At 65.0% G+C, this 1,663-nt stretch carries 2 protein-coding genes; both read right to left on the reverse strand.

Annotated features, from left to right (window positions below):
- Positions 1-1,113, reverse strand: a 1,113-nt coding sequence (locus LQV45_RS30620) for a ribonuclease J (RefSeq protein ID WP_230011013.1), incomplete at its 3' end; no start/stop codon positions are given.
- A gap of 60 nt (positions 1,114-1,173) precedes the next feature.
- A partial coding sequence (locus tag LQV45_RS30625; RefSeq protein ID WP_230011014.1) for a dihydrodipicolinate synthase family protein occupies positions 1,174-1,663 on the reverse strand: 490 nt, incomplete at its 5' end.

Raw genomic sequence — 1,663 nt, forward strand, 5'->3', positions numbered from 1 at the left:
GGCGTTGCCCTTGTGGATTACGTCGGCGCCGAGCTTCAGCAGGCCGTTGATGATGCGGAAGACGGCGTTTTCGTTGCCCGGGATCAGGCTGGACGCGAGGATGACGGTGTCCCCCTCGCCGCCGACGACGCGGTGGTCGCCGTTGGCCATGCGGGACAGGGCGGCCATGGGCTCACCCTGGGAGCCGGTGGACATCAGCACAACCCGGTTGTCCGGCAGGTTGTCGATGTTCTTGATGTCGACCAGGATCCCGGCCGGGACCTCCAGGTAGCCCAGTTTCGCGGCGATGGCCATGTTCCGGACCATGGAGCGGCCCACGAAGGCAACCTTGCGGTTGTGGTTGGCGGCGGCGTCGAGAACCTGCTGGACGCGGTGCACGTGCGAGGAGAAGGACGCGACGATGATGCGCTTGGAGGCCTGCCCGAACAGCCGGTCCAGGGTGGGCCCGATTTCCTTCTCGGCGGTGGTGAAGCCGGGGACGTCGGCATTGGTCGAATCCGACATGAACAGGTCCACGCCTTCTTCGCCCAGCTTGGCGAAGTGCCGGAGGTCGGTGATGCGGCCATCCAGCGGGAGCTGGTCCATCTTGAAGTCACCGGTGTGCAGGACGGTGCCGCCCGCGGTGCGGAGGAACACGGCCAGGGCGTCCGGGATGGAGTGGTTGACGGCGACGAACTCGCATTCGAAGGGCCCGTACTTCTCGACCTGGCCCTCGACGACGATCTTCGTGTTCGGCTTGATCCGGTGTTCCTGCAGCTTGGCCTCGATGAGGGCCAGTGTCAGCTGTGACCCGACGATGGGGATATCGGCGCGCAGGCGCAGGAGGTAGGGGACGGCGCCGATGTGGTCTTCGTGACCGTGGGTCAGGACCACAGCGACGATGTCCTGGAGACGGTTCTCGATGTAGGAGAAGTCCGGCAGGATGAGGTCGACGCCGGGCTGGGTCTCCTCGGGGAAGAGGACGCCGCAGTCAACGATGAGGAGCTTGCCATCGATCTCGAAAACGGTCATGTTTCGACCGATTTCCCCGATTCCGCCGAGCGGTACGATCCGCAGGGTGTTCTTCGGGAGGCGGGGCGGCGTGACAAGGCCGGGAAGGGCGGTTTGGGTCATAGTGCACTACTTTCCAGGCTGAAGCCGGGCTGGTTCTTAACCATCAGGATTGGCTCCCGATCAGGAAAAGCCCATCCCCGCTTCCGCCAAATCCTCGCGGATGGTTGCGATCTCGGCCTCGCCCGGCTCCACGAGGGGCAAACGGACAACCGAGTTGGGCAGGACTCCCTGCCACTTAAGAACCTGCTTGGCAGCGACAGCACCCTGAATGTGGGTCATCACTGCGCGGACCACGGGGTCCAGTTCGAAATGTAGGGTGCGGGCGGTAGCAAAATCGCCTGCAAGTGCGGCATCGATCAGCGCACGGAATTGCCGCGTCGCGACGTGCGCGGAGACGCTGACCAGCCCGACGGCACCGGCGGCCATCCACGGCAGCGTGAGGCCGTCGTCGCCGGAGTAGACATCAAGATCGGTGTTCGCCAGGACGCGCGTGAGGGCGTTAAAGTCGGCCTTGGCATCCTTGAGGGCGACGATCCTGGGGTGGTCGGCGAGCCGGATCATGGTCTCGGGCAGGATGGGCACGCCGGCGCGGCCGGGGATGTCGTAGACC

It is taken from the genome of Microbacterium sp. Bi128 (assembly GCF_918698205.1).